The organism is Streptomyces sp. NBC_00704, assembly GCF_036226605.1.
Classification (GTDB): domain Bacteria; phylum Actinomycetota; class Actinomycetes; order Streptomycetales; family Streptomycetaceae; genus Streptomyces.
Genome location: NZ_CP109000.1, coordinates 4,897,730 through 4,917,720, shown reverse-complemented (window position 1 = coordinate 4,917,720; position 19,991 = coordinate 4,897,730). Strand labels below are relative to the sequence as shown.

General features: G+C 74.5%; 11 protein-coding genes. 1 reads left to right on the top strand and 10 read right to left on the bottom strand.

The genetic code is table 11. The features are described from left to right. Positions 1-498 precede the first annotated feature (498 nt). The 7 genes from OG802_RS21595 to OG802_RS21565 form a co-directional block, all read right to left on the bottom strand. Entirely contained in the window at positions 499-1,461 is a 963-nt protein-coding gene (locus OG802_RS21595) for a serine/threonine-protein kinase (protein WP_329412807.1), read from the bottom strand. 67 nt (positions 1,462-1,528) lie between these two features. After that, positions 1,529-3,247 (bottom strand): serine/threonine-protein kinase, encoded by a 1,719-nt coding sequence (locus OG802_RS21590; protein ID WP_329412806.1) that lies wholly within the window; start codon positions 3,245-3,247, stop codon positions 1,529-1,531. A 178-nt stretch (positions 3,248-3,425) separates the two neighbouring features. Next, positions 3,426-5,060, bottom strand: coding sequence for a serine/threonine-protein kinase (locus OG802_RS21585; RefSeq protein WP_329412804.1), 1,635 nt, complete (start codon positions 5,058-5,060; stop codon positions 3,426-3,428). Between the two features lie 76 nt (positions 5,061-5,136). After that, positions 5,137-6,876, bottom strand: a complete 1,740-nt coding sequence (locus OG802_RS21580; RefSeq protein ID WP_329412803.1) for a serine/threonine-protein kinase — start codon at positions 6,874-6,876, stop codon at positions 5,137-5,139. A 158-nt stretch (positions 6,877-7,034) separates the two neighbouring features. Beyond that, positions 7,035-9,815: a protein kinase gene (locus OG802_RS21575; RefSeq protein WP_329412800.1), complete on the bottom strand. Its 2,781-nt coding sequence runs from the start codon at positions 9,813-9,815 to the stop codon at positions 7,035-7,037. Positions 9,816-10,004: 189 nt separating this feature from the next. Continuing rightward, positions 10,005-12,170, bottom strand: a complete 2,166-nt coding sequence (locus OG802_RS21570) for a serine/threonine-protein kinase (RefSeq protein ID WP_329412798.1) — start codon at positions 12,168-12,170, stop codon at positions 10,005-10,007. Between the two features lie 580 nt (positions 12,171-12,750). Further along, on the bottom strand, positions 12,751-14,457 hold the full coding sequence (locus tag OG802_RS21565; protein WP_329412796.1) for a glycerol-3-phosphate dehydrogenase/oxidase: 1,707 nt from the start codon (positions 14,455-14,457) through the stop codon (positions 12,751-12,753). A 423-nt stretch (positions 14,458-14,880) separates the two neighbouring features. On the opposite strand from OG802_RS21565, the gene OG802_RS21560 reads away from it, so the two are divergent. Continuing rightward, positions 14,881-16,089, top strand: coding sequence for a nucleotide sugar dehydrogenase (locus tag OG802_RS21560; RefSeq protein ID WP_329412795.1), 1,209 nt, complete (start codon positions 14,881-14,883; stop codon positions 16,087-16,089). Positions 16,090-16,307: 218 nt separating this feature from the next. Here the strand turns inward: OG802_RS21560 and OG802_RS21555 are convergent, their stop codons facing one another. The 3 genes from OG802_RS21555 to OG802_RS21545 form a co-directional block, all read right to left on the bottom strand. Continuing rightward, positions 16,308-17,432, bottom strand: a complete 1,125-nt coding sequence (locus OG802_RS21555; RefSeq protein WP_329412793.1) for a GuaB3 family IMP dehydrogenase-related protein — start codon at positions 17,430-17,432, stop codon at positions 16,308-16,310. Positions 17,433-17,560: 128 nt separating this feature from the next. Next, positions 17,561-19,063, bottom strand: coding sequence for an IMP dehydrogenase (gene guaB, locus OG802_RS21550; RefSeq protein ID WP_329412792.1), 1,503 nt, complete (start codon positions 19,061-19,063; stop codon positions 17,561-17,563). 164 nt (positions 19,064-19,227) lie between these two features. Beyond that, entirely contained in the window at positions 19,228-19,815 is a 588-nt protein-coding gene (locus tag OG802_RS21545) for a sigma-70 family RNA polymerase sigma factor (RefSeq protein WP_329412790.1), read from the bottom strand. Between the last annotated feature and the right edge of the window lie 176 nt (positions 19,816-19,991).

Below are 19,991 nucleotides of genomic sequence, written 5' to 3'. Positions count from 1 at the left end.
CGTTCACTGGCAACAAACCTGCTGATCAGGGCGTTGAGCCCGCCGCCCACCCGGCCCTCTCCGGCACCCACGACCTCCGCCGGGGCGCTGCCGGGACCCGGGGAGCCGCCGGGGCTCCGGGCACCGCCGCTGGAGAGCCTGGGGCCGCCGCCGAGGCGCCGGGGAGCTGCCGATCCGAGGAGCCGCCGGGGCTCCGGGCACCGCCGCTGGGGAGCCTGGGGCCGCCGCCGAGGAGCCGGGGAGCTGCCGATCCGGGGAGTTGCTGGGGCTCCGGGGACCGCCGCTGGGGAGCCTGGGGCCGCCGCCGAGGCGCCGGGGAGCTGCCGATCCGAGGAGTTGCTGGGGCTCCGGGGACCGCCGCTGGGGAGCCTGGGGCCGCCGCCGAGGAGCCGGGGAGCTGCCGGGGTCCGGGGTGCCGGGGAGCCTGCGACGGCCGCCCGGGATCCGAGCGTCGCTGCCGAGGAGCCTCGGGATCGCTGCCGGGGATCCCGGGAGCCGTCACCGGGATTCGGCCGGGCAGGGGGCGGTCGGGCGGCGGGCCGGGGCGGTGCCGGTCGCTTCCAGGGCGGCCGCCGTCTCCTCGGGGGTCGGCCGGTGTTCCGGGTCGCGGTGCAGGAGGGCCCGGAGGAGGGGGGTGAGCGGGCCGGCCCGCTCGGGCTCGGGCGGCTCCGGCGGCTCGTGCCGTGCTCCGGGGAGGGGCGCGACGGGCGCGGACCACGGGGTCGTCGCGGGGAACGGGGAGCGGCCCTCGACGGCCGTGTGGAGCAGGACGCCGAGGGACCACAGGTCCGAGGCCGGGCCCGCGCCCCGCCCGGACGTCCGCTCGGGGGCGACGAAGTCCGGGACCAAGTCCGGGCGGCCGGTCGCGTCGCCGGTCGCGGTCCAGGCCTCCTCGCCCGGGACGTGCGCGATGGCGAAGTCGGTGACGACGACGCGGCCCGGGGGGTCTCCCGGCCCGGGCGGGCTCGCGAGCGGGGGACGGCCGAGCAGCACGTTGGACGGCTTGAGGTCCCGGTGGACGATGCCGACGGCGTGCGCGGCGCGCAGCGCGCCCAGGACGGCGAGGCCGATCCGGGCCGTCTCGGCGGGGTCGAGCGGGCCGCGCCGCAGCGTCTCGCGCAGGGACTCGCCGTGGATCAACTCCATGACGATCCAGGGGAGCCCGCCCTCGACGTCCGTCCCCTCCTCCACCACGACGTCGAGGACGGTGACGGCGCAGGGGTGGTCGACGCGGGCGGCGGCGCGGGCCTCCCGCTGGAGACGGTGGGCCGCGCGCCGGTAGGGCCCGTCTCCGGGCCGGCCCGGCAGCCAGGGCTTCTTGACGGCGACCTCGCGTTCCGTCAGCTCGTCGCGGCCCCGCCACACGGTGCCCGAGCCGCCGGACCCGAGGCGGTCGAGCAGCCGGTAACGGCCGTTCAGCGTCCGGCCGTCGGCGCCCGCCGGGTCCCCGTCGTTGCTCATGCCTCCATGACTACCACGATCTTCGGCCAACTCCCGTCGGTTCGCGACGGGTTCGGCGGCAAAACGGTCAGGGCCGGTCGATCTCCAGGTTGTCGACGGCCGTGCGGGCCACCTCGCGGCCACGCGAGGTGAAGTCGCCCTTTCCGGGGTAGCCGACCACGAGTTGGTACATGTCGCCGCCGGTGGACTTGTAGTACAGGATCCGCAGCTCGCGCGGGACCGGGTGCTGACTGTCGTCGGTGGTGTAGACGACGGTGTTCCCGGCGGCCTTGCGGCCGTGGAAGGTCACCTCGGAGTCGGTGCTGGTGCGCGGCCCCTTCGGCATGTTGAGCCGGTACTCGCCGGTCTCCTTGAAGTCGCCGTTGTCGGCGTACATCTGGGCCGCGGCGGAGTCCTTGATCTCGTGCCCCTTGTCCTCCGCCGCCCGCTTGACCGTCAGGACGACGGAGATCGCGCCGCTCGGATCGGTCCAGCTCACCCAGTGCTCGTCGGCGGGCGCCTCCTTGGCGGGTTCGCCGCGCACATAGCTGTCGGGCACCGCGAGCGTCGCGGTGACCTCCTTGTCGTGCATGGTCTTCCACCCGTCCGGCAGCGGCCCGGCGAACGGGTCGGCGACCACCAGGTACACCGCCGCCGCCACGGCCGCGACGGCGGCCGCCAGCCCGGTCCAGGCCGCGCGCCCGAACCGGCGGCGGACACGGGACGCCCCGGCGGGCGCGCCTTCCCGGCCGGGCGGCGGGACGGCGGCGGGCGGGGCGGGCTGCGGGGCGGGCGGGTGTGCGGCGGCCTCCAGCAGGGTGCGCACCCGGGCGGCCGTCGGACGGCGCGCCGGGTCCTTCTCCAGCAGCCCGTTGACGGCCTCGGCCAGCGGACCCCGCGCGGCGGCGGGCGGCGCGGGCGCCGCGTTCAGGACGGACTGGAGGGTCGCCGGGGTGTTGCTGCGGCGGAACGGGGAGACTCCCTCGGTCGCCGCGTACAGGACCACGCCCAGGGACCACAGGTCGGCGGCCGGGCCCGGACGCTGCCCCAGCACCCGCTCGGGGGCGAGGTACTCGGGCGAGCCGATGATGCCGCCGGTGTCGGTCAGCCGGGTGTCGCCCTCGATCTGGGCGATGCCGAAGTCGGTGAGGACGATCCGGTCGTGGCCGCCGAGCAGGATGTTGTCCGGCTTGACGTCCCGGTGCAGGACGCCCGCCGCGTGCGCGGCCTCCAGCGCGCCGAGCACCTCCAGGCCGACGCGGGCCGCCTCGCGCGCGCTGAGCGTGCCCTCCTGGAGGACGTCGCCCAGCGAGCGCCCGCGCACCAGCTCCATCACGATCCACGGCCGCCCGTCCACGACCGCGACGTCGTGCACGCGGACCACGGCCGGATGGTCCAGCCGGGCCGCGGCCCGCGCCTCGCGGCGCATCCGCTCGTACGCGTTGGCGCGTTCGCGTTCCGGAAGATGGTCCGGCACGCGGGGCTCCTTGACGGCGACCTCGCGGTCCACCGTCTCGTCCTTGGCGCGCCACACCGTGCCCATGCCGCCGTGCCCGAGCTTCGCCAGCAGCCGGTAGCGCCCGGCGACGAGCCGCCCGACCCCCGGCCCGCCCTCCGGCCCCGGCTCGGACGGACCCGGCCCGCTTTCCGGCCCGTGCTCGGACGGCCCCGGCCCGGGCACGGCCGCCCGCGGGTTCGGCGGGGTCGGGTTCGGCGGATTCGGCGGATTCGGGTTCGGGTTCGGCGGTTGCAGAACAAAACTCGTCGTTTCATCGGACTCGTGGCCGACGCCCCCGTTGTGGCTCATGGTCCATCCATATCGCGCCAGGCAGGCCGATATCCACTGGTGCCGTGCAACTACCCTGTCACGAACCACCGAAGTACGAGCCGCTGAAGCACGAGCCACCGAGGCACCGAGGCACCGGCCACCGAAGCGCGAGCCACCGAGGCACCGGCCACCGAAGCGCGAGCCGGCGAGGCACGGGCTACCGGGGCACGAACGTGTCGACCGCGACGTCGAAGTACTCCCGCGCCTCGCGCACCTTCCCGACCGGAGCGGACACCCACACGTCGTACTGCCGTCCGCCCTCCGTCCAGCACAGGTCGTACGTGTGCCGGGGACCCTCCGCCGCGCTGAAGCCGTCCCAGGTGAACTGCCAGAGGGCGGCGGGCCGTCCGCCGTGCGAGGTCTCGGTGACCTGGCCGTCGTGGTAGCCCGGGTTGGTGTCCGGGCCCTTGGCGGCCGCCCGCTCCATCACCGCGAGCGGGCCGTCCGGGGCCGCGTCGGACACCTTGACCCCGAGCCGGAAGACCTGCCCCGGCGACAGGAAGAACACCCGCTCGCCCTGCGGCTCGCGGGTGAAGTCCGCCGGCACGGCGAGCGCGAACCCGGCCGGGTCGTCGGCCACACGGTATCCCGACGGCGCGGACGGCATGCCGGTCACCGGACGGGGGGCGACCGGCACCGTGGCGCGGGACGTTCCGTGGACCCCCGTCGGCGTGGCGCTCGGCGTCGCCGACGGACTCGGCGCGCCGCCGCTGCCCGGCCGCCCCGGCGTGACGCTCGCCGACGCGCCCGGCGGGGAACTCACGGGCGGGCGCCCCCGGTCGCCGTCCCCCTTCACCAGCAGCGCGGCCGCCGACACGCCCGCCCCGGCCATGGCGGCCGCCAGCAGCGCGGCCACCAGCACGCCGCGCGTGGAACGCTCCCGCTCGGGGGCGTCCGGGCGGGGCAGGTCCGCCTGGGTCGGGGTGTAGCCGGACGACACGGGCGGCGGTGTGCGCCCGGTGTCCAGAAAGGCGCGCAGCAGCCGCTCCGCCTCCGCCGCGCCGAGCCGTCTCTCGGGATCGCGCTCCAGCAGCCCTCGCACGACGGGCAGCAGGGGGGCGGCCTGCGGGGGCGTGCGGATCTCCGCGAACACGACGGCGTGCAGGATGCCGCCCAAGGAGTCGCGCCGGAACGGCGACTCGCCGCTCAGCGCCGTGCACAGCAGCGCGCCCAGCGACCAGAGGTCGGACTCCGCGCCGGTGCCCGAGCCGGACATCCGCTCGGGCGCGGTGTACTCGGGCGAGCCGACGAACGAGCCGGTCTCGGTGAGCGTGGTGGCGCCCGCGATCTGCGCGATCCCGAAGTCGGTGAGGACGACACGGTCGCTGTCGCGTTCCAGCAGAACGTTCGCGGGCTTGATGTCCCGGTGCAGGACCCCGGCCGCGTGCGCGGCGCGCAGGGCGCCGAGCAGGGCGACGGCGATCCGCGCCGCCTCCTCCGGCGCGAGCGGGCCTTCGGCGGCGATCCGGTCGGCGAGCGAGTCGCCGTCGATCAACTCCATGACGATGTACGGGCGTTCGGCGTCCTCGACGACGTCGTGCACGACGATGATGTGCGGATGGCTGAGCTGCGCGACCGCGCGCGCCTCGCGCAGGGTGCGGTCGCGGCGGCCGCGGGCCTCGTCGGCGGAGAGCGCGTCGTCCTGGATCAGCTCCTTCACGGCGACACGCCGTCCGAGCAGCTGGTCCGTGGCCCGCCACACGATTCCCATGCCGCCACGCCCGAGCCGCGCCTCGAGCCGGTAGCGGCCCGCGACGACCCGTGCGGTGTCCCCGTCCCCCTCGGTCCCCATGGGGCCCATCATGCCCCACCGGAGGCCCCGCCTCCGGGGCGCGGTCCGGCCAACTGCCGCGCCCCGTCCGCCGGCGCTACGAACCCGGCTCGCGCCAGCTCTGGAGCACGGACCTGAACTGCTTGGCCGTCACGGCCCAGTCCTTCGCGGGCGAGGACATGTAGACGACGTACTCGGAGCCGTCACGGGCCACGTAGGTCTCCTCGATCGCACGGCGCGGCCCGGGGAACGCGGTGTCCTTCGCCTGCGCCGTCCACGTGTACTCCCATTCGGAGCCGTCGCGGTCGCGGTAGAGGTTCTTCTCCAGGGTGACCCGCTCGTAGTCGACGAGCCGCCTGAGCTGCTGTTCGAGGTCGACCTGGTGGGCGTAGGGGTCGCTGAAGTCGGGGGACCTGTCGAGGGCGATGCGCACGAAGTGCTCGCCGCCGTCGGGGGTGTAGTCGATCTGCTGGAGATCGCCGTCGTCCTGGTACACCTCGCGCTTCCAGCCCTTGGGCAGCGCGAGTCCGAAGCCGAGCGGGTCGTGGACCTCCTCCCACGTGCCGGGCGCGTCCGACACGCCGGACGCGCCGGTGGACGAGGCGCTCGGCGAAGGCGACGACGGCCCGGAGCCGGTGGTCTGCCCCTGCCCCGGGTGCCACTTCTGCAGCGCGATCGCCGTGCCCACGCCGACCAGCGCGGCGACGACGACCACCAGCGCCGTCGTGCGCAGCCGGCGACGGCGGCGGGCGGAGCGGCCGTCCGCGGCGGACGGTGCGAACGGCACGGGCGGGGTGTGCGGTCCCGACGGGCCCGGACCGGGGTGGACCTGGCCCACGGCGGTCGGACGGGTCAGCGGGTGGGCGGCCGTCGGCGTCCGGGGAGGCGACGGCACGTACGAGGTGGGGGGCGTGGCGGGGGACGCCGGGTGCGCCGGGGCCGGGGGTCCGGCGGGGTGGCCTCCCGTGGCCCGGTCCGGGCCGCCGTACTGCGTGGGCACGTAGGCCTGCGCCGCGTCGGGACACCGTCCTTCGGCGGCCTCGGCCAGCAGGTGCTCGGCCGCGGCGGTGGTGGGGCGCGCGGCCGGGTCCTTGCGCAGCAGGGCGGTGATGACGGGGCCGAGCGGCCCGGCGTGCCGCGGGTCGGCGGCCTCCTCCTCGACGACGGCCTGGAGCGTGGTCAGCGGGGAGGTGCGGCGGAACGGCGAGCGCCCCTCCACGGCCGTGTACAGCGTCGCGCCCAGCGCCCACAGGTCGGAGGACGGGCCGGGATCGTGGCCGCGCACCCGCTCGGGGGCCAGGTAGTCGACGGAGCCGACGACCTCGCCGGTGCGGGTGATGGTGGTGTCGCCGTCGATCTGGGCGATGCCGAAGTCGGTGAGGAGGACCCGGCCGTCGTCGGAGAGGAGCACGTTGCCCGGCTTGACGTCGCGGTGCAGGACGCCGGCGGAGTGCGCGGCGCGCAGGGCGCGCAGCACCCACAGGCCGATCCGGGCGGCCTCCCTGGACTCGACGCGCCCGTCCTCCTTGACGGCGTCGGCCAGCGAGCGGCCCTCGACCAGCTCCATCACGATCCACGGCCGGCCGTCGTGTTCGAGGACGTCGTGCACGGTGACCACGGCCGAGTGGTTGATCCGCGCGGCCGCCCGGGCCTCCGCCCTGGTCCGCGCCAACAGGACCGCCTGGTCGCCCTCCGCGACGTACAGCGCCGCCGTCAGCTCCTTGATGGCGACCGCCCGGTGCAGCAGCTCATCGTGGGCACGCCACACCCGGCCCATGCCGCCGCTCCCTATGGCGTCGGCGAGCCGGTAGCGCCCCGCGAGGAGCTGGCCCTGCATCTGATTCACGTTGCCCCGCAATGCTCTTGACAGGGCCAGCGTAAAGACCGGACCGCCCGCGCGGAACCAGGGGGGCGCCAAGGAGACAGCACTGTGACGGTTGTCCCTTCCGGCCCCGCGAGGCAACCTCGCGGCGCACGGCGCGGTCCGGGCGGCCGTCAGCCCGTGTACTGGTAGGTGGCCGACGCCTGCTCGAACAGCCGGGACACCTCGTCCCGTTCGGCCTCCGGGCCCCGTACCTGGACGATGTGGTACCGCCCGGCGATGAGGATGGCGAGGTTGCGCACGTACAGTTCGCGGCCGCCCGCGCCGGTCCAGGTGAACTGGCCCTCGGCCATGGTCCGGGTGCCGACGGTCGTCGTGCGCAGCCCGGAGGCGGTCGCCCAGCTGGAGTCCCGGTAGGGCTGGAGCTCGCTCTCCTTCTCCCGCTGGTAGACCATCGGATCACTGCCGCCGGACGACGTGGTGTCGCGTCCCGGGACGACGATCAGCTGGAAGTTCCCGTGCGAGTAGACGATCTGACCGCGCCCGTTCTTCGGCGCGCGGCCCCAGCCGTCCGCCACGGCGATCTGGAAACCGGCGGCGTCCTTGCGCAGGGTGAACCCGTCGGCGACGCCCCCGCCGGACCCGCCGGTCTGCGTCTGGGTCGCCTCCGCCGACGAAGAGGAGGAGGCGTCGGGGGCGGAGGCGTCCGGGGAGGTCTGGTCGGGGCGGGGTGCGCTGCTCGCGTCGGGCGCCTGGCCGGACGTGGCGCCGGCGGCCCCCGTACTCCGGGGGTTCGCCCCGGCCGCGCCGTCCTCGCCCGCCTTCGGCATGAACAGCACGGCATAGGCGACGGCCGCGGCCAGCACCAGCAGGATCAGCACCAGCAGCGTCCGGCCCAGGCTGCGGGGCGAGCCCTCCGGCTGCCGGCCCCGCTTGTGTCGTCCGTGCGTGGCGGGCAGTCCGGCGCGCCGTCGGCGCACCAGCTCGCCCCTGCGGCGCACGATCGGCAGCCGCCGGGGGTCCACCGGCGGGGCCGCGACGACATGCGCCCCCGCCTCCGGTTCCGGCGCGGACCGCACCAGCGAGCGCAGCCAGCCCCGCAGCTCCTCGAAGTCGAGGCGCTCGGTGGGGTCCTGGCGCAGCAGCGACTCCACGACCGGCCTGAGCGGACCGCACTCCTCGGCGAAGGCGGGCGGCTCGGCGCACACCAGCTGCACCAGCTCGGCCGTCGACTCCTCCGGGTAGGGCGCGTGCCCCTGCACGGCCCGGAAGAGCAGCGCGCCCAGTGCCCACAGGTCGGTGGCGGGGCCGATCGGCGCGGCCAGCTGCCAGTTCTCGTGCACCGGCACGGCCTGCTCGGGCGCCCACCGCTCGGTGACCGGGCCGACGACGGCCATCCGCGCCTGCCTCGCCCGCTCGGCCGCGAGCGCGGCGCCGGGCCCGCGCCGGGCACCACCGGACCCGGACGCCTGGGACGGCCCGGACGCCCCGGACTGCCCGGACGCGAGCTCGTCCCAGCGGACGCCGTCCCGCTCCTCGCCCGGCTCCGGCACGCCCCGCCCCGCGTCCTGACCGGGAACGGAGCCCTGCGCGCCCGGTACTTGCGGGCCGGGGACGGGCGTGAGCGAGGCGTGCGACGTCGAAGCCCCGCCCTGTTGCGGAAACCCGGGGGCGTAGGGGGTGCGCGGTGCGGGAGCGTGCGGCGCGGGTGGGCCCTGCACGCCGTAGGGGTCGGCGACCCGGCCGGGCGGGCCTCCCGCGGCCCCGTGACCGCCGTCGGCGGGGGTGCGGGCCCCGGGCAGCGCCGCCCGCCCGTTCTGCTCCGCCTCCTGGGCTTCCTGCACCCGCGCCGCGGCCCGCGCCCCGGCGCGGTACGCGGCGATCGCCCCGGCCCGCGCGGCGCGCACGTCCTCGCCGGTCTCCGTGGGCGCCCTGCGGGCCACGGCCCCGGACGGCCCGCCCGCGGACGGCTCGCCCGTCGCCGGTATCGGCCGCGCTCCCGTGGCCCGCGCCTCTATCGCGGCCCGCCTCGCGGCCTCGGGATCCACCGCCCCGGCACCGGGCCCACCGCCGCCGGGCCCACCGGGTGCGAAGCCTCCCTGCCCGACCTGAGCACCCTGCCCGAATTGGGCGCCCTGACCGCTCTGGCCGACCTGACCGCCCGGCCGCGGTCGCGGCGCGGACACCGCGGGTCCACCGTGACCGCCGCTGCCGCCATGACCGCCGCTCCCGCCGGTCGGGCCGGCTCCCGTGGGGAAGGCGTTTCCGCCGGTCACCGCACCGCCCCGGCCGCCGTCCTCGGGCGGGCCGGGCGAGGGGTCCGCGCTCGGCACCGGGTCGTACCCGCACAGCGCCTCCTCGGCCGCGCCGACCGCGAGGCCGGTCAGCATGACCCGCCCGTCGTCGCAGACCAGGACCGTGCGGGCGGTGATGTTGCGGTGCACCCAGCCGTGGGCGTGCAGCACGCGCAGGGCCATGAGGACGTCGGCGGCGACCTCGGCGGCCCGGTACGGCGTCAGCGGCTTCTCGGCGAGCAGCGCCGACAGCGGCCGCGCGGCCACCAGTTCACTCACTATCCACAGCGAGCCGCCCTCGGCGAACACGTCGAAGACCTGGTCGAGCCGTGGATGGTCGGGGATGCTCGCCGTCGCCTGGGCCGCCTCCATCGCCCGCCGCACGACGGGGTCGGCGGGACGCCTGGTCCCCGCGCCGGCGCCCGATCCGCGGCCGGCGGGCCGCCGGGTCCCGCGCTCGCGCGCCGTGAACCCCTCGGGCAGCCCCTCCGCGTCGAGCACCTCGGCCTCGACGATCTCCGGCAACGGCACCTGGCGGACCAGGACTTCCTGCCCGCTGTAGGTGTCGAAGGCGCGGGACTCGGTGAGTTCGTACTCGTCCGAGGGCGGCAGCGGCAGGCGGTAGCGGTCGACGAGCACCCGACCCGCATAGTCGTCCACGTTGCCTCCCCCGGCCGCCCGGTCGGTCAATTCCGTTCGTCCTGCGGCCCGTTGCGGTCGAATCCGGCCGGATAGCCGGATGCGTACGGTCCGCAGCCACTCACGATACGTGCCGGAGGCAACCCGCAAAGAGGGGATGCAGGATCTCGCCCCGAACCAGGAACCCGGAACCCCGCCGTCCGGCGACGGTCACTTCTTCGGCGTGAAGGTGGCGGCGAGCGTCTTCCACGTGGTCTCGCGCAGAGCCGTGTCCCACGCGGCGGACTTCGCCGTGTACATCAGCGCGTAGCCGAGCCCGTCGTTCACGACGAACCCGCGGTCGACGGTGCGGTAGGCCGTGCCGCCGTCCCTGTAGGTGAACTCCCAGTCGGCCGTGTTCCAGCCGCGGTAGTCCACCTTCGCTATGCGGATCTTCTTGTAGTGCGAGCGCACCATGTAGCGCGCCTGGTTGTTCCAGTCGGCGACCGGGTCGTCCTTGGGCGTGGTCGTCCAGGCGATGAGCAGCTTCTGCCCGTCGGGGCCGGTGAAGCGGTCGCCCGCCTCGGACTGGGTCGTGAACTTCCATCCCGCGGGCAGCCCGATCGAGTAGTAGCCCTGGGCGCCCTTGTGCGTCGTCACCGGCTTGTCCGCGCCGGCGGTGGCCGCGGACCCGGCGCCGCCGGCCGACGAGGCGCCGCCGGAGGAGGAGCCGGACGCCGTGGAGGAGCCGGACGCGGTGGAGGAGTGCGACGGCGATCCGTCCGTGCGCGTCCCGCCGCTCTCGTCCTCCTTGGTGCCGGCGCTCGGGCTCCCGCCGGCGACCGTCGCGCCGCCGCCCTTCGAGCCGCTCGCCTTGTCGTCGTCACCGCCGAGCGTGAGCGCCAGCACGGTGCCGAGCACTGCGAGAAGCACCACCGCCGCGATGATCACCAAGGTCCGCCGGGGCACCACGTCGGTCAGCGGCGCCCGCGGCACGGGGCGCGGCGGCAGGTCGGGCGGCGTCATGACGGGCCACCCCGAACTCCGCCCGGCGCCACCGCCCTGCGCTCCCGCACCGGAACCGGCGCCCGAGCCCACTGCGGAACCCGCACCGGACCGCGAGGCGGAGACGGCGCTCGCGCCGTTTCCGGAGCGGGCCGCCGGCACGGACGCGGAGGAGGCCGCGGAGGAGGCCGTGGATCCCGACGCCGGCCTCGCCGCCGAGGCCGCCCCGGTCGGGACGGCGGGCGGGGCCGGTGGGGCGGGCGGGGCGACGGATCCTGACCCGCGGACCGCACCGCCCGTGCGCGCCTCGCCCGCGCTCACCGAACGGGAGGCGCCGGATCCGCCCGCGGGCTTGGCACGGGAGGCGGCCGCCGAGGTGGCCGCCCCGGCGGCGACGGCGGCCTTGCGCACGGACCGGAACGCCCCGCGCAGCTTCTCGCCCGCCTCGGCCGCCGGACTCCCCTTGCCCGCGCCCTCGTCGGGCTGCGCGGGCAGCGGCACGACCTTCGTCGCGTCGGCCGGCTCGGCGTGACCGGGCTCGGGCGCGTGGAGCACGGCGTTGAGCATCGCCCGCGCGCCCGCGTCGTCGAGCCGGCGCTCGGGATCCTTGGTGAGCAGGCCGTAGATGACGTCCCTGAGCGGGCCCGCGTTCTTCGGCTCCTCCAGCTGCTCGGTCATCACCGCCGTGAGCGTGGCGATGGCGGAGCCCTTGTCGTAGGGCGGCGAACCCTCGACCGACGCGTACAGCAGACCGCCGAGCGACCACAGGTCGGCCGCCGGACCGGGCTTGTGCCCGCGGGCCCGCTCCGGGGAGATGTACGAGGGCGCCCCGACGAGCATGCCGGTGGAAGTGATCGACGGGTCGCCCTCCACCTGGGCGATGCCGAAGTCGGTCAGCACGACCCGGCCGTCCTCCGCGATCAGCACGTTCGACGGCTTCACGTCCCGGTGCAGGATGCCCTCACGGTGCGCCGAGCGCAGCACGTCGAGGATCGCCAGCCCGACCTCCGCCGCACGCTTCGGCTTCAGCACGCCGTCCTCGCGGATGACCTCGGCGAGCGACTTGCCCTCGACGAGCTCCATCACGATCCACGGCCGGTCGTCCTCCTCGACCACGTCGAAGACCGTCACCGCGCTGTTGTTGCGGATCCGCGCGATGGCCTTGGCCTCGCGCAGGGTCCGTGTGATCAGCCGGCGCTTCTCGTCCTCGTCGATGTTCCCCGGGAACCGCAGCTCCTTGACGGCGACCGTGCGTCCGAGGGTCTCGTCCTCGGCGCGCCACACCGTCCCCATGCCGCCGCGGCCGAGTACGTCTCCCAGCCGGTACCGCCCGGCGAGGAGACGTGCGCTCTTGTCCTGACGGGGTGTTCCCGCCCGCTCCGCCTCCGACATGCGTCCCCTCATGCAACCCGCCCTGACAGAGCCTCCATTGTCCCTCACCCGACAAGTGCCCGACGCCCAGGGTGCCCCTCATCGCCTCCCCGACACACCCCGCGGGTGACGCATTCCGGCCAGAAGGTGCACCGCGCTCCGGTCGAAGGGCGCGACGGGGAAGGAGAATCCGGCCCGCCCCGCACCGCCGTGCCGGGCGGCCGGGCGTCCTCCCGCTCCCGGCGGACCCGACGGCGACGACGGCACCCGGCCCCGAACCGGCCCTGCCCGCCGCCGAGTTCCGTCCTCGCACCCCGTACAACGCCCCGGACCCGAACGGAGATCCCGTTGCGCCACACCCGTTCGAGTGAAACGCCCGGGGCGGAATCCCGACGCGGTCGCACGGGTTCCGAGGTCGGTCCGAGACCGGAACGGCATTGAGACCCGACGCCGCCCGCACAGGCCGCCGTCGATCCCGGGAAGGGGCCCGCCGGGGCGTGGGGCGGGGGGGTGGAGCGGGGTGGGGTGGAGCGGGGTGGAGTGGAGTGGGGTGGCGTGGGGTGGGGTGGCGTGGGGTGGGGTGGCGTGGGGTGGGAGGCCGTCAGAGCGGCACGATGTCCGGGGCTCCCAGCCGGGCCGCGTCCGCCGTCAGGTCGTCGGGCTGGCGCTGGGACTCGCGCTCGGCCTCCACCCGCTTCTCGTAGTGCTCGACCTCGCGTTCGATCCGCGCCTTGTCCCAGCCGAGGACCGGTGCCATCAGTTCGGCGGCCTCGCGGGCGCTGCGGGCGCCGCGGTCGAACGTCTCGATGGAGATGCGCGTACGGCGGGTGAGCACGTCGTCCAGGTGCCGTGCGCCCTCGTGCGAGGCGGCGTAGACGATCTCGGCGCGCAGATAGTCGTCGGCGTACTGGAGCGGCTCGCCCAGCGACGGGTCGTCCACGACGAGTTGCAGCACCTCCTCCGCCATCGACCCGAACCGGTTGAGCAGATGCTCGACCCGCACCACGTGCAGGCCCGTCCGGGCCGCGATCCGCGCCCGCGCGTTCCACAGCGCCCGGTAGCCCTCCGCGCCCAGCAGCGGCACGTCCTCCGTGACGCAGTCGGCCACCCGCTGGTCGAGCCCGCGGACCGCCTCGTCGACGGCGTCCTTCGCCATCACCCGGTACGTCGTGTACTTGCCGCCCGCCACGACGACCAGGCCGGGCACCGGGTGCGCGACGGTGTGCTCGCGGGAGAGCTTGCTGGTGGCGTCGGACTCACCGGCCAGCAGCGGCCGCAGGCCCGCGTACACGCCTTCGACGTCGTCCCTGGTCAGCGGCACCGCGAGCACCGAGTTCACATGCTCGAGGAGGTAGTCGATGTCGGCGCTGGAGGCCGCCGGGTGGGCCTTGTCGAGGTCCCAATCTGTGTCGGTCGTGCCGACGATCCAGTGCCGGCCCCACGGGATCACGAACAGCACCGACTTCTCGGTGCGCAGGATGAGCCCCGTGGAGGAGCTGATGCGGTCCCGGGGGACGACGAGGTGGATGCCCTTGGAGGCGCGCACGTGGAACTGGCCGCGCTCGCCGACCATCGCCTGGGTGTCGTCGGTCCACACGCCGGTGGCGTTGACGATCTGCCGGGCGCGGACCTCGTACTCCCCGCCTCCCTCGACGTCCTGCACCCGTGCACCGACGACCCTCTCGCCCTCGCGCAGAAAGCCGGTCACGCGCGCGCCGTTGGCCGCCTTGGCCCCGTAGGACACCGCGGTGCGCACCAGGGTGGTGACGAAGCGGGCGTCGTCCATCTGCGCGTCGTAGTACTGGAGCGCGCCGACCAGCGCGTCCTTCTTCAAGGCCGGGGCCACGCGCAGGGCGTGGCGGCGGCTCAGGTGACGGTGCGTCGGCAGGCCCCTGCCGTGCCCGCGGGCCATGGACATCGCGTCGTAGAGCGCGACGCCCGATCCCGCGTACAGCCGTTCCCAGCCCTTGTGCTGGAGCGGATACAGGAAGGGCACGGGCTTGACGAGGTGCGGGGCGAGCCGCTCCAGCAGCAGGCCGCGTTCCTTGAGCGCCTCGCGCACCAGGGCGAAGTCCAGCATCTCCAGATAGCGCAGACCGCCATGGATGAGTTTGCTCGACCTGCTCGACGTGCCGGACGCCCAGTCGCGCGCCTCGACCAGCCCGGTGGACAGGCCGCGCGTCACGGCGTCCAGGGCGGTGCCCGCGCCGACCACGCCGCTGCCCACGACCAGCACGTCCAGTTCGCGCTCGGCCATGGCCGCCAGTGACTCCGCTCGTTGTGCCGGCCCCAGTGTCGCTGTCCTCACCGCTGCCTCCCGCTGTCCGTCGCGCCGGCCGCACCCTGTCAGGGCGCGACCCGGTTCCTATCCCTCATGCCCAAATTCTGACCTTGATGCCCGAGATCAGCCACCACAGCCCACAGCCTGTGGACAACTTCGCGGGACTCGCGGACCGCGCGGGACTCGCGGGACCCGGACGCCCCGGCGCCCCTGAGTACGCCCGGAGGCTCGGGGAGGCACGGGCGCGGGCCTGGACACCCCGTGCGGGGCCCGGGCCCCCGCGACACGGCGACCGGGAGGCAGCGTCGACCGACACGGGCGACCCAACACAACCGATCAATCCCGCATAACGGTCATATTTACTCCTAGTCTGACATTGCGCTCGCCCATCCTGTCCACCGGGCTTGCGCACCTGTCCCACCTCGGTTATTGGGAAGGACGGCATACGCCATGCCCGCAGATCTCGCCGTCATCGGACTCGGCCCGCTCGGCCTGCCCCTGGCCCAGGCGGCCGTCGCCGCCGGCATCCCCACCCTCGGCTACCGCACCGGTCCCGAAGCCGGCTCCCTCAGCCCCGCCGAACTGCGCCGGATGCTCTCGGGGGGTTTCCGGCCCGCCACCAACCCGGCCGAGCTGGGACGGGTACGGACCGCCGTCATCTGCGCGCCCACCCCACGCGGCGCGGACGGCGGACTCGACCTCGGCCAGGTGGAGGCGGCGGCCCGCACCCTCGCCGGGCACCTGCGCCCGCACACCACCGTGATCCTGGAGTCCCCCGTGCAGCCCGGGGCCACGGAGGACTTCCTGCGGCCGCTGCTGGAGGAGACGTCCGGGCTGCGCGCGGGACGCGACTTCCACCTCGCCTACTCCCCCAGCCGGGTCGACCCCGGCAGCCGCGCCTTCACCCCGGCGAACACCCCGAAGGTCATCGGCGGGCTCACCCCCGCCTGCACCGAGTCCGCCGCCGCCTTCTACAGCCGGCTGACCGACAAGGTCGTACGCGCGCGTGGCCTGCGCGAAGCCGAGACGGTGCAGCTCCTGGAGACCAACTTCCGGCACGTCAACATCGCCCTCGTCAACGAGATGGCCGTCCTCTGCCACGACCTGGGCGTCGACCTCTGGGACGTCGTCCGCTGCGCCGAGACCAAGCCCTTCGGCTTCGAGGCCTTCCGCCCCGGCCCCGGCGTCGGCGGCCACTCCGTCGCCCTGGACCGCACCGGCCACCCCGGCAGCCCCCTGCGCATGGTCGAACTCGCCCAGCAGGTCAACAGCCGCATGCCCCGCTACGTCGTCCAGCGGGCCGCCGCCCTCCTCAACGAGCACGGCAAATCGGCCCGGGGCGCGCGCGTGCTGCTGCTCGGCGTCACCTACAAGCCCGACCTCGCCGACCAGCAGAACACCCCGGCCCGCGAGATCGCGACCCGCCTGATGGAGCTGGGCGCGGCCGTCAGCTACAACGACCCGCACGTCCCGTCCTGGAGCGTCCTGGACCGCCCCGTGCCCCGCGCCGACTCCCTCTACGAGGCCGCCGCCGACGCCGACCTCACGATCCTCCTCCAGCAGCACCGCACGTACGACCTCCAGGGCCTGTCGGTGAAGGCGCAGCTCCTCCTGGACACGCGGGGAGCGACTCCCACCGGGGCGGCGCACCGGCTGTGAACCGGGGGCGCACAGGGGCTCCGCGCCCCCTGACCGGACCGGATCCGCTCCGGTGAGGAGGCGGACCGCGCGCCCCACGAACCACGTCACGACGAACCACGTCACACGGACCACGTCACACGCCCCGGCCGTCCGCCCGGTCCGGGCACGCGGAAGGGGCCGGCGCCTCACTCGGGTGAGGAACCGGCCCCTTCCACGGTCGTACGGGTCGCCGGGGGTCAGCGGCGGTGGACCGAGTCCGCCACCGTGACCTCCACGCGCTGGAACTCCTTCAGCTCGCTGTAGCCGGTGGTGGCCATGGCGCGGCGCAGGGCGCCGAAGAAGTTCATCGAGCCGTCGGGCGTGTGCGAGGGGCCCGCGAGGACCTCCTCGATGGTGCCGACCGTGCCGAGGTCGACCTTCTTGCCGCGCGGCAGCTCCTCGTTGACGGCCTCCATGCCCCAGTGGTGGCCGCGTCCGGGCGCGTCGGTCGCGCGGGCCAGCGGGGAGCCCATCATCACCGAGTCGGCGCCGCAGGCGATCGCCTTGGGCAGGTCGCCCGACCAGCCGACGCCGCCGTCCGCGATCACGTGCACGTACCGGCCGCCGGACTCGTCCATGTAGTCGCGGCGGGCCGCAGCCACGTCGGCGACGGCCGTCGCCATCGGGACCTGGATGCCCAGCACGTTGCGCGTGGTGTGCGCCGCGCCGCCGCCGAAGCCGACGAGGACGCCCGCCGCGCCCGTGCGCATCAGGTGCAGGGCCGCGGTGTAGGTGGCGCAGCCGCCGACGATCACCGGGACGTCGAGCTCGTAGATGAACTGCTTCAGGTTCAGCGGCTCGTGCGAGCCGGACACGTGCTCCGCCGAGACGGTCGTGCCGCGGATGACGAAGATGTCCACGCCCGCGTCGACGACGGCCTTGGAGAACTGGGCCGTGCGCTGCGGGGAGAGCGCGGCGGCGGTGACCACGCCCGAGTCGCGCACCTCCTTGATGCGCTGCCCGATCAGCTCCTCCTTGATGGGGGCCGCGTAGATCTCCTGGAGGCGCCGGGTGGCCGCCTCCACGGGCAGGCCGACGATCTCGTCGAGCAGCGGCTCCGGGTCCTCGTGGCGGGTCCACAGGCCTTCGAGGTTCAGTACGCCCAGGCCGCCCAGCTCGCCGATGCGGATCGCGGTGGCCGGGGAGACGATGGAGTCCATGGGAGCGGCCAGGAAGGGCAGCTCGAAGCGGTAGGCGTCGATCTGCCAGGCGATCGAGACCTCCTTCGGGTCCCGCGTACGGCGGCTGGGGACGACGGCGATGTCGTCGAAGGCGTACGCCCGGCGGCCGCGCTTGCCGCGCCCGATCTCGATCTCAGTCACGTTTGTGGCCTTTCCCTGATGCGTTCGGCGTCATCCAGTATCGCCGACGGGTACGACGAGAGCGGCCCCGGATACCCCCGGGACCGCCCTCGTCGCGGTGCCCCACGCGCGCGGAACGCGCGCGACGACTACTTGCTGCTGTAGTTCGGCGCCTCGACCGTCATCTGGATGTCGTGCGGGTGGCTCTCCTTGAGACCGGCGGAGGTGATCCGCACGAAGCGGCCCTTGCTCTCCATCTCCTGGATGGTGGCGGCGCCCACGTAGCCCATGGTCTGGCGCAGACCGCCGACGAGCTGGTGCAGGACGTTGCCGAGCGGGCCGCGGTAGGGCACCTGGCCCTCGATGCCCTCGGGCACGAGCTTGTCGTCGGCCGCGACCTCCGCCTGGAAGTAGCGGTCCTTGGAGTACGACCTGGCCTGGCCGCGCGACTGCATGGCGCCCAGCGAGCCCATGCCCCGGTACGACTTGAACTGCTTGCCGTTGATGAACTGCAACTCGCCCGGCGACTCCTCGCAGCCCGCGAGGAGGCTGCCCAGCATCACCGTGTCGGCGCCGGCGGCGAGCGCCTTGCCGATGTCGCCGGAGTACTGGAGGCCGCCGTCGCCGATCAGCGGGATGCCTGCCGGACGGGCCGCGAGGGAGGCCTCGTAGATGGCGGTGACCTGCGGGACGCCGATGCCGGCGACCACGCGCGTGGTGCAGATCGAGCCGGGCCCGACGCCGACCTTGATGCCGTCCACGCCGGCGTCGATCAGGGCCTGGGCGCCGTCACGGGTGGCGACGTTGCCGCCGATCACGTCGACCCGCACACTCGACTTGATCTTCGACATCCAGCTGAGGGCGTTGCTGTTGTGGCCGTGCGAGGTGTCGACGACCAGGAAGTCCACGCCGGCCTCGGCGAGGGCCTGGGCGCGCTCCAGCGCCTCGGGGCTGGCGCCGACGGCCGCGCCGACGAGCAGCCGGCCCTCGGCGTCCTTGGCGGCCAGGGGGTACTTCTCGGCCTTGACGAAGTCCTTGACCGTGATGAGGCCCTTGAGGGCGCCCGCCTCGTCGACCAGGGGAAGCTTCTCGATCTTGTGGCGGCGCAGCAGCTCCATGGCCTCGACGCCGGAGATGCCCACCTTGCCGGTGACCAGCGGCATCGGCGTCATGACCTCGCGCACCTGGCGCGAACGGTCGGTCTCGAACGCCATGTCGCGGTTGGTGACGATGCCGAGCAGCTTGCCGCCGCCGTCGGTGACCGGCACACCGCTGATGCGGAACTTGGCGCACAGGGCGTCGGCCTCGGCCAGCGTCGCGTCGGGGTGCACCGTGATCGGGTCGGTGACCATGCCGGACTCGGAGCGCTTCACGAGGTCGACCTGGTTGACCTGGTCCTCGACGGACAGGTTGCGGTGCAGCACGCCGACGCCGCCCTGGCGGGCCATCGCGATGGCCATGCGGGACTCGGTCACCTTGTCCATCGCCGCCGACAGCAGCGGGATGTTGACCCGGACGTTGCGGGAGATGCGGGACGAGGTGTCGACCGCGTTGGGGAGCACCTCGGATGCGCCCGGCAGCAGCAGCACGTCGTCGTAGGTGAGCCCGAGGGTCGCGAATTTGGCGGGCACTCCGTCGACGTTGGCAGTCATGACACCTTCCCCAAATGGCCTTGATCGGTGCGGATGTCCATGCTAACGGGAAGCGCACCGCCCGAATTCCACGGTCGCGTGTGAGCGCGGGCTTCGTATGTTCGTACGGGAGCGGCGGCCGGGCCGTTCAGCGGACGCGCCCACGGGCGCGGCCACGGGATGCGTCACTGCTCGGCGAGCGCCCGCAGTCTGCTGAGGGCCCGGTGCTGGGCCACGCGGACCGCTCCGGGTGACATTCCCAACATCTGGCCGGTCTCCTCGGCGGTGAGCCCCACCGCGATGCGCAGCAGGAGCAGTTCGCGCTGGTTCTCGGGCAGGTTGGCCATGAGCTTCTTCGCCCATTCGGCGTCGCTGCTCAGGAGGGCGCGCTCCTCGGGGCCGAGCGAGTCGTCGGGCCGTTCGGGCATCTCGTCGGACGGGACCGCCGTCGAGCCCGGATGGCGCATCGCGGCCCGTTGCAGGTCGGCGACCTTGTGGGCGGCGATGGCGAAGACGAAGGCCTCGAAGGGCCTGCCGGTGTCCCGGTAGCGGGGCAGGGCCAGCAGGACCGCGACGCAGACCTCCTGGGCGAGGTCCTCCACGAAGTGACGGGCGTCGCCGGGAAGCCGGGACAGCCGGGTGCGGCAGTAGCGCAGCGCGAGCGGGTGGACGTGGGCCAGCAGGTCGTGGGTGGCCTGCTCGTCGCCGTCCACAGCGCGATGGACGAGGCCTCCGATCGTCCCCACGGCAGTGACCGCCTCGTCGTCGCGCATCGGTCCATGGTGCACTGCGGCCGGACCGGCCGCGGCACCGTGCCCGTCGTTGTGCACCGAAGCGTTATGAGCAGGTGCGCCGGCACTCATCCCCTGCGCCCTCCCCTTCCGCTCGACCGACTCGTCCCCGAGGAACTCCACACCTCAAGGATGCGGCATCCGCGGCGAAACGAGCA

Bases quoted from the DNA above. Each gene is read 5' to 3' on its own strand.
- OG802_RS21580 (WP_329412803.1), bottom strand. From the start codon at position 6,876: ATGCAGGGCCAGCTCCTCGCGGGGCGCTACCGGCTCGCCGACGCCATA.
- OG802_RS21560 (WP_329412795.1), top strand. From the start codon at position 14,881: ATGCCCGCAGATCTCGCCGTCATCGGACTCGGCCCGCTCGGCCTGCCC.
- OG802_RS21590 (WP_329412806.1), bottom strand. From the start codon at position 3,247: ATGAGCCACAACGGGGGCGTCGGCCACGAGTCCGATGAAACGACGAGT.
- guaB (WP_329412792.1), bottom strand. From the start codon at position 19,063: ATGACTGCCAACGTCGACGGAGTGCCCGCCAAATTCGCGACCCTCGGG.
- OG802_RS21585 (WP_329412804.1), bottom strand. From the start codon at position 5,060: ATGGGGACCGAGGGGGACGGGGACACCGCACGGGTCGTCGCGGGCCGC.
- OG802_RS21570 (WP_329412798.1), bottom strand. From the start codon at position 12,170: ATGTCGGAGGCGGAGCGGGCGGGAACACCCCGTCAGGACAAGAGCGCA.
- OG802_RS21595 (WP_329412807.1), bottom strand. From the start codon at position 1,461: ATGAGCAACGACGGGGACCCGGCGGGCGCCGACGGCCGGACGCTGAAC.
- OG802_RS21545 (WP_329412790.1), bottom strand. From the start codon at position 19,815: ATGCGCGACGACGAGGCGGTCACTGCCGTGGGGACGATCGGAGGCCTC.